Here is an 8,631-nt window from a genome sequence, read left to right as displayed (position 1 = left end):
GTGATTCGATAATCGATTTTCGTAAGTCGAATCACGATTTTCGAACAACGACTCACAAACAAAAAGTCCCTAATCTTTATTGATCAGGGACTTTTTGCCTATAAGCTAATGTGCGTATTGGCGTATCCGCTTTAGAATCATGTCACCCCTACGGGGTTTTCGTGATTCGATAGTCGATAGTCGAATCATGATTTTCGAACAACGACTCACGAACAACTCACGAATCAAAAGTCCCTAATCTTTATTGATCAGGGACTTTTGGCTTATAAGCGAATGGGCGTATTTGCGTATAGGCCTCAGAATCATTTCACCCCTACGGGGTTTTCGTGATTCGATTTTCGATTTTCGATTTTCGATAGTCGAATCCCGATTTTCGAACATCGACTCACGAGTTTTTAACGTGTTTGTCTTTTTATAGCGATTATATGTTACAGGGTTTGTGATAAACCAAAATGGTTTTGTTAATGCGATATTTGAAAATGATGTATCGTTTTCTTAGAACCCCGCAGGGGTGTCATAATTGTAGATAATGTATCGTTTTCATGCAACCCCATAGGGGTGATATAATTCTAGATGATGTATCGTTTTCATATAACCCCGCAGGGGTGTCATAATTGTAGATAATGTATCGTTTTCATGCAACCCCATAGGGGTGATATAATTCTAGATGATGTATCGTTTTCATATAACCCCGCAAGGGTGACATAATTGTAGATGATGTGTTGTTTCGTATAACCCCATAGGGGTGACATAATTGTATAAATTGATGTGTTGTTTCGTACAACCCCATAGGGGTGAAATGATTGTATAAATTGATTTATTGTTATCGTATAACCCCATAGGGGTGATATAATTCTAGATGATGTATCGTTTTCGTAAAACCGCGCAGGGGTGACATAATTGTAGACCTTGATTTATTGTTATCGTATAACCCCATAGGGGTGATATAATTCTAGATGATGTATCGTTTCGCAGAACCCCGTAGGGGTGACATGATTAAAGAATCACGATTTTCGAACATGGACTCCTGAACATCGAAATTTTTACAGATATTTACCTATCATTAATATATCGACAATGACAAAGACAAAATATCGTGCTTGTGTGCTACTTTTATCAATTTTGTGGACTGGTTTCACAGCATCTGCACAGCAAGTTGAATCATCCCTATTATGGAAAATTTCAGGAAATAATCTGACAGAGGAGTCTTATGTTTTTGGCACCATGCATATGATGTGTGCGGAGGATTTTGCATTAAAAGAAAAGGTTTTAAAAGCTTTTGAAGGATCTAAACAAATGTGCTTCGAATTGGATTTATCCAATCCGAGTGAGTTAATGATGATGGACGAATTGTTGTATAACGAGGTACCGATCAGTTCGCGGTTAGATGCGATCTCGATTAGTAAATTGGATCAGATTTTAAGACGGGATTATCAAACAACTTTGCAGACAGTAGACCATTGGCCTAGTGTCAATATTATTAGCTTAATGTTGACAAGGGCTGCAGAATGTCCGAATTTAGAATATTATGATTTGGTTTTGATGGAAATGGGGTTGCGCGAAAAAAAGAAAATGGTCGGTTTGGAAAGTATTTCTGAGCAGTTTGAATTAGTAGAGAGTTTATATTCCGCAGAGGAAGTATTAAGTCAATTAGAATCGTTGGAGGTTAATAAAGAGGGATTTAAGAAATTGGTACAGCTGTATCTCGCTGAGGATATTGATGGGTTACTTGAAAGTGCAAAAAATCAGGAGTTTAGCGACGCAGTATTTATGAAAAGATTCTTAACAGATCGGAATTATCAGTGGAGTTTAAAGATTCCTAAACTTATCAGTTCGCAATCAACTTTTATTGCTGTTGGGGCAGCTCATTTGCCGGGAAAGGAAGGGGTTTTGCAATTACTGAGAGACCAAGGTTATTCTGTTGTACCGGTCTTATAGTATAAAAAAAAGCCCTATAATCAATATTTATAGGGCTTTTCGATTAATCGAATTTGCTGTTTTGAATTCTGACTGCATTGAGTATAGCTAATAAGGCAACGCCTACATCAGCGAAAACCGCTTCCCACAATGTTGCATTTCCTGTTGCTCCTAAGGCTAAAACAATAAATTTAACTGCAAAAGCAAGCGTTATATTTTGGTATACAATCTGACGTGTTTTTTTACCTATTTTAATTGCCGTCGGAATCTTGCTGGGTTGATCGTTTTGTATAACTATATCCGCGGTCTCTATCGCGGCATCACTACCAAGTCCTCCCATTGCAATACCCGCATCTGCGAGGGCTAAAACAGGAGCGTCATTGATACCATCGCCTGTAAAGGCAATTTTATGTCCTTTGCTTTTTAATGCCTCAACATGTTTTACCTTGTCTTCGGGTAATAGGTTTCCAAACGCCTGGTCAATACCTAGCTGTAACGCGACTTCTTGTACAATGCTATCTTTATCTCCGCTTAACATAACGGTTTTAATACCCATACTGTGTAACTTTTGTATGGTCGCTTGTGCGTCTTCTTTTATTTTATCTGCAATCGTAATATAGCCGATATAAGCGCCTTCTAGAGCAAGAACGACAATCGATTCTACAATAGCGTTTATTTCTTGAGGATACGAAATGTTGTATTTATCGAGTAATTTGGTGTTTCCTGCTAAAATGTTTTTAGCGTTTACAACACCTTTAAGGCCGTATCCTGCAATTTCTTCAATGTCAGTCGCTTCCAGAATTGGTAGCGCTTTATCATAGCCTACAATGGCTGTGGCTATAGGGTGCGTTGAATGTCGTTCCAAAGCCACAGCATACTGAAGTAATTCCTGTTGGCTAATAGTGACTGAATGTATTTTTTGAACGGCAAAAACACCTTCTGTTAGCGTTCCGGTTTTATCCATCACAACCATATCGATTTGAGTCATGACATCTAGGTAATTACTACCCTTAAATAAGATACCGTTTTTAGAAGCGAGGCCGATACCTCCAAAATATCCTAATGGTACAGAAATAACTAATGCACAAGGACAGGAGATTACTAAAAATACTAGCGCGCGGTATAACCAATCTGAGAAGACATAGGTATCGACCCATAAGGCTGGTGCGAAAGCGATGAGTATGGCCAATGCCACAACTATAGGCGTATAAACTTTTGCAAATTTAGAGATAAACTGCTGAGTTTTTGATTTGCGCGCAGTAGCTTCCTGGATCAGTACTAAGATCTTCGATAATTTACTATCTTCAAACTTGGATGTTACTTCGATTTCGCAAACGGTATTGAGGTTGATCATACCTGCAAGAACTGTTTCTTGTGCTCTCTTGGTGTCAGGTTTGCTTTCACCAGTAAGAGCAGCAGTATTAAAGGAAGCCACCTCTGATAGTAATATACCATCCAGCCCAACTTTTTCTCCAGGTTTGATCTGTATGATTTCACCGATAGCCACAGCCTTTGCATCTACTACTGTTGCAGTCTGATTGCGTAGAACAGTCACCACATCAGGACGCACATCAAGTAATGCTTTAATGCTGCGTTTGGCTTTTTCCACGGAGGCATGTTGAAATAATTCACCAACTGAATAGAAAAGCATCACTGCGACACCTTCGGAATACTCACCGATGGCAAACGCACCAAAGGTGGCAATGCTCATCAGGAAAAATTCAGAAAACACATTACCTTCTTTGATTTGTTTAAAGGCTTGTATGTTCACCGGTAAGCCTACATAGAGATAAGCAACCGTATACCATATAATTCTTAGAGGATTTTGGAAAATAGCTACGTCTAATTGCTCCATGACAATTCCTGAAATAAGGAATAGGAAGCTGATAATTGCCGGTAGGTAGGTTTTCCATACGGAATCGGTTTGCTCATCCGTATTTTTAAAGTCTAATTCATCGTGATTGTGATCATCGTGTGAATGGTCGTGAGTATGTGCTGACATCTTTTTTTAGTTTAAAATGAACTTAAAGTTTGCTAATATAAAATAAGAAACATTTGATTATTATTTAAACAAAATTAGTTAATGTATTTGCAATATAATAATATTGAGATAGAATTAGAGAATCTTTGCAATGTTGTTGCAACGCAAAAAAAAGCCACCCTTTTTAAAGAGTGGCTAAAAAAAAATACATCTATTTAAAAAACTAGAAACGCATTCCAACTCCGAAACCAATTAGTAACGGATCTATTTTAACATCTGCCGGAATATCTAAAGGTCCTCCGGCTAGATTTGAAGCATCAACAGTAACGTCTGTTTTGACAAATATCTTTTTAACATCTAAGTTGATGAAAAATTTATCGTTTAGATCGATATCCACTCCAAGTTGAAACGCATATCCAAATTGATTTTTGTATTTGACATTCTGTACAACATCACCTGCTTTTTCACTGTAGAAAATTGTGTAATTTACACCAGCTCCTACATAGGGTTTGATTCCGTCATAAGCATGTATGTGATACTGGGCTAATAGGGTAGGAGGTAATAACCATACACTACCTAAGTCAACATCGACATCGGTAGGTAAACCTATGGCCGAGAGGTCAGATGATGTAGTATTGACATTGTGTTTGGTGGTCCCTAAAATAAGCTCTGCAGCTATATTTTTGGTAAAGAAATAAGTAAAATCCAATTCTGGTATAAAATAATTATGGATATCAACGTCACCACCAATAATTCCGATGGTCGCTTTTTCTTGAGGTACTACTGCAACACCACGAAGACGTACTTGCCATTTTTTATAATCATTAGGATCTTTTTGCTCTTGGGCCATTACACTCCCTGTGAAGAGCGTTAAACTTAATAAAGTAATAATTATTTTTTTCATGTCTACTGTTTTTATTTTATACTGTAAAAGTACCAGCTAAAAAACAGCCTAAAAATGATAGTTATCATAGGAGAATAAAGAGTTTTGTCTACTTTAATATTGCCATAGTTTTGATAAAAATTTGATTATAAAACAATGAATTTATTAGTAACGCTGTTTTCCAGGCTATATTATAAATAAATGTTTAAAAAATCCAAAATATTTTGTAAATTTGATTAGAAACAAATAGGGCTATTATGAAAAAGTCATTGGTTATAGGGGCGTCAACAGATCCACAACGCTATTCATTTAAGGCTGTGTCTATGCTATTAGAACGTAATAACCCAGTCGAAGCAATCGGCTCGGAAAAGGGGAAAATTTGTGGAGTACACGTTTACTGTGACCAACCGCATTTTTCGGGTATCGATACTATAAATATGTATATTAATAGGCAGACTCAGGAGAAATTCTATGACTATATACTCGAGCTCAATCCCAAGCGGGTTATATTTAATCCGGGTACAGAAAACCCTCATTTGTATTCATTACTTTCAAAATATAACATTGAATACGACGAGGCTTGTACTTTGATTATGCTTAGTCGAGGTCGTTATTAATTTTTTTGTTTTTACTGATTAGAAGCAGTAACAGAAAAGTGATTAGCCCATTTACAACGATCAGTTCGCTATCAAAAACATAATTGCCTAATAAATAACTTGAGTTCGTACTGATGAGATACGTAGCCAGAGGCGAAACGATACAGATTAGCGGTACCCATTTATCGCGAACGGTTTTATTTTTAAGCAATATACTAAACGCAAATAAACCTAATAAAGGACCATAAGTATAAGAGGCTATCTTAAATATCATACTTACTACAGAAGCATCATTAATTGCGTTGAATAGCAATATCACCAAAAACATTAATGTAGAGAATCCTAAGTGTACTAATTTACGATAGTATACATTTTTGGTGTTTTTTGCTTGTTCGGGTTTATCCATTTTCAAGAAATCGATACAGAAAGAAGTAGTTAATGCCGTAAGTGCGGAGTCTGTTGTGGCAAAAGTAGCTGCTGTCAATCCGAGTAGAAACACTATGGATGGAATAATGCTTAAATGATGAAAAGCGATCTCTGGAAATAGCAAATCGGTTCTCGGTTTTCCAGTTAAGCTGTCCACTGGAATCTCGACACCATTCTGTTGTGCATAGATATACAATAATGCCCCAACCCCTAGAAAAAATAGATTGATTACTACAAAGATTGCTGTAAAAGAATACATGTTTTTTTGTGCTTCTTTGATGTTTTTACAACTGAGATTTTTTTGCATTAAATCTTGATCCAGACCGACCATTGCGATGGTCACAAACATCCCTCCTATAATTTGCTTGACAAAGTGGAAACGGCTTCCTATGAAGTCTTCAAAGAAAAATATTTTAGAGTATTGGCTTTCCTTTACGGTTTCAAAAGCTTGCCATAGCGATAAATCAAGTGAATCGCAGATAAAGTATATGGTTAGAAGTACCGAGGAAACTAGAAAAAAGGTTTGTAAGGAATCCGTAACGATTATGGTTTTTAATCCACCTTTATAGGTATAGGCATAAATGAGTAGTAAGGCTATAAGTACGGTTGCGAAAAACGGAACCCCAAAGTAGTCAAATACATAACGCTGCAATACGATAACGACGAGATACAACCTAAATGCGGATCCTATGGTTCTGCTTACTAGAAAAATACTGGCTGCAGATTTGTAACTGTAATGTCCCAATCGCTTCTCTATATAAGTGTAGATGGAGATCAGATTATATCTATAATACAACGGAAGTAATACTGCAGCAGTAACAATAAAGCCCAAAGCGTTACCCAGTACAAATTGAAAGTATTTAAACTGTTCTCCACTTGGGGCACCCACTTCACCGGGAACTGATATAAAAGTTACCCCAGAGAGGGCTGTACCAATCATTCCAAAGGCAACCAAATACCATTTAGAATTTTTATTAGCCATAAAAAAGGCATCATTACTACTGTCCTTTTTACTGATATAATGAGAAATAAAAATCAATAAACCGAAATAAATGACAATAATGGCAATGATGGTGATTGGAGTCATGGAGTTTGTTTTATAAAGATCAAAAATAGGTAATTTCAGCCTAAAAAGTTCATACTAAAAGCAAATAGATCGAGAAGCAGAAATTACTATCTTTGTATTATGGAATTTCCTTCAAAATTATTAGAAAAAGCAGTGGAAGAAGTGTCACAACTTCCGGGAATAGGAAAGCGTACTGCGTTGCGTTTGGTATTGCATTTATTAAAACAGGCTCCTGATCAAACCAATCATTTGACCCAAGCTTTACTTCAAATGCGTAACGATATTAAATTTTGTAAAAAGTGTCATACCATATCCGATGTAGAGATCTGTCAGATCTGTGCAAATCCATTAAGGGACGCATCTATAATTTGTGTGGTCGAAGATATTCGGGATGTGATGGCTTTGGAAAACACGCAATTGTATAAGGGTACTTATCACGTATTAGGAGGTAAGATTTCTCCTATTGATGGAGTGGGCCCTAGTCAATTAAATATTAGTACACTTTTAGAAAAAGTTAAATCAGGAACGGTTAAGGAAGTGATTTTTGCCTTGAGTTCTACTATGGACGGAGATACCACGAATTTTTATATTTACAAACAGCTTAAAGATTTTCAAGTGTTGACTTCGACGATCGCTAGAGGAATTGCCGTTGGTGATGAGTTGGAGTATGCGGATGAAGTTACGCTGGGACGAAGTTTGATGCATCGTATACCATTTGAAAGTGCTTTTAAAAGCGTATAAGTTAACTATTGCAAATTAGCTTCTCTTTTTAAGAGATTATTTAGTAATGGGGCTGCTTAATCTTTAAAATTTCTGTTTTTTAAGTATATTTGGACGCGCTAAAACCCCTTTGGAAAATTTCCGGAAAGTCGGCGTTTATTAGATATATTATGAAGAAATATTACATTTATTCACTGTTGTTGTTGACAGTTGCTTGCAAGACTGAACCTAAAGATCAGCAGGTCGAACAGACTGAGGTCTCACCTACCGCGGTTTCAAATTTGGAATCACCTATATTAGGAGAGCGTACTCAAGGTACGGTCCTGATTTTAGATAAGGCGGATGGGATTCCATTATTTGAATTGTATGACAACGTTTTAGTGGAGTCTACTCCAGCACAAGGCGGTGTGGTTCAAATTTTGGTTTATGCCGATCTAAAACCTGAAGAGTTTAATCTAGAGATGCTCGAAGAAGGTCGTTATTTAGTAGCTGCTGGAGATACTATTGGAAAGGTTTTAAAAACACATGAGGCCAATACGGGACAAGGTGAAAAGACTTATGCCATGTTGATGGGATACACTGCTTTGAAGAATATCAAACCGGAAACAATCATTGAAAACGATCTAGCGCAAAAGTTACAAGAAAACAATAAGGATTTTAGCAATTGGGAAGGATTCATTAAAAAATATGATTTGAGTCCTGAGGGCTTTGATTATAAAAATTTTGAAAGTTATTATAACTATGAAAACTCTATTGAAGATCCATCACCGGGTTTTAGAGTCGTATTGCTCTTTGAAGCTAAAAGATTAGTTGGGATTGTACACGCTAGGCCGATGAATTTGAATGGATTTAACACGCAAAAATTGGATCGTGGATATCGAGTTTCTTTCGTTGCGGATTTTCCTCAAAACCAACAAAAGGACTTTGTCAATTATGTGAATACTTGGTTGAAAAATGTCGATTAAGTTTTTTTTGATCGACAGCTTAGGTTTTGTAAGTAATTGCTAAGTAATTAGATTTAAAAATTTTATATATAGTGCCG

Annotated in this window: 7 protein-coding genes; 4 read left to right on the top strand and 3 right to left on the bottom strand. The window is 36.6% G+C overall.

Going from position 1 to position 8,631, the window contains the following annotated elements; all coding sequences use genetic code 11:
• Window positions 1–1,077: 1,077 nt before the first annotated feature.
• The gene (locus L1275_RS15215; RefSeq protein WP_253475336.1) at window positions 1,078–1,938 is read left to right on the top strand and encodes a TraB/GumN family protein; all 861 of its coding nucleotides are present in this window, start codon (window positions 1,078–1,080) and stop codon (window positions 1,936–1,938) included.
• A gap of 43 nt (window positions 1,939–1,981) precedes the next feature.
• Here the strand turns inward: L1275_RS15215 and L1275_RS15210 are convergent, their stop codons facing one another.
• Window positions 1,982–3,919, bottom strand: a complete 1,938-nt coding sequence (locus L1275_RS15210; protein WP_253475332.1) for a heavy metal translocating P-type ATPase — start codon at window positions 3,917–3,919, stop codon at window positions 1,982–1,984.
• 202 nt (window positions 3,920–4,121) lie between these two features.
• Window positions 4,122–4,802, bottom strand: a complete 681-nt coding sequence (locus tag L1275_RS15205; protein WP_253475329.1) for an OmpW family protein — start codon at window positions 4,800–4,802, stop codon at window positions 4,122–4,124.
• Between the two features lie 236 nt (window positions 4,803–5,038).
• Here L1275_RS15205 and L1275_RS15200 point away from each other — a divergent pair, with 236 nt between their 5' ends.
• The gene (locus tag L1275_RS15200) at window positions 5,039–5,398 is read left to right on the top strand and encodes a CoA-binding protein (protein WP_253475326.1); all 360 of its coding nucleotides are present in this window, start codon (window positions 5,039–5,041) and stop codon (window positions 5,396–5,398) included.
• Here L1275_RS15200 and L1275_RS15195 read toward each other — a convergent pair.
• Complete coding sequence (locus L1275_RS15195) at window positions 5,379–6,890, bottom strand: sodium:solute symporter (protein ID WP_253475323.1); 1,512 nt, start codon at window positions 6,888–6,890, stop codon at window positions 5,379–5,381. The two genes, L1275_RS15200 and L1275_RS15195, sit on opposite strands and share 20 nt — an antisense overlap.
• A gap of 99 nt (window positions 6,891–6,989) precedes the next feature.
• On the opposite strand from L1275_RS15195, the gene recR reads away from it, so the two are divergent.
• Complete coding sequence (gene recR / locus L1275_RS15190; RefSeq protein ID WP_253475320.1) at window positions 6,990–7,610, top strand: recombination mediator RecR; 621 nt, start codon at window positions 6,990–6,992, stop codon at window positions 7,608–7,610.
• 149 nt (window positions 7,611–7,759) lie between these two features.
• Window positions 7,760–8,554, top strand: a complete 795-nt coding sequence (locus L1275_RS15185) for a hypothetical protein (RefSeq protein WP_253475317.1) — start codon at window positions 7,760–7,762, stop codon at window positions 8,552–8,554.
• The last annotated feature ends 77 nt before the right edge of the window (window positions 8,555–8,631 follow it).

Origin of the sequence: Flavobacterium sp. HSC-61S13 (genome assembly GCF_024171535.1) — a bacterium.
In the GTDB taxonomy this organism is placed as follows: Bacteria; Bacteroidota; Bacteroidia; order Flavobacteriales; family Flavobacteriaceae; genus Flavobacterium.
This window is presented reverse-complemented; position numbering and strand designations above follow the sequence as displayed.

Bases quoted from the DNA above. Each gene is read 5' to 3' on its own strand.
- L1275_RS15185 (WP_253475317.1), top strand. From the start codon at position 7,760: ATGAAGAAATATTACATTTATTCACTGTTGTTGTTGACAGTTGCTTGC.
- L1275_RS15200 (WP_253475326.1), top strand. From the start codon at position 5,039: ATGAAAAAGTCATTGGTTATAGGGGCGTCAACAGATCCACAACGCTAT.
- L1275_RS15205 (WP_253475329.1), bottom strand. From the start codon at position 4,802: ATGAAAAAAATAATTATTACTTTATTAAGTTTAACGCTCTTCACAGGG.
- L1275_RS15195 (WP_253475323.1), bottom strand. From the start codon at position 6,890: ATGACTCCAATCACCATCATTGCCATTATTGTCATTTATTTCGGTTTA.
- L1275_RS15215 (WP_253475336.1), top strand. From the start codon at position 1,078: ATGACAAAGACAAAATATCGTGCTTGTGTGCTACTTTTATCAATTTTG.
- L1275_RS15210 (WP_253475332.1), bottom strand. From the start codon at position 3,919: ATGTCAGCACATACTCACGACCATTCACACGATGATCACAATCACGAT.
- recR (WP_253475320.1), top strand. From the start codon at position 6,990: ATGGAATTTCCTTCAAAATTATTAGAAAAAGCAGTGGAAGAAGTGTCA.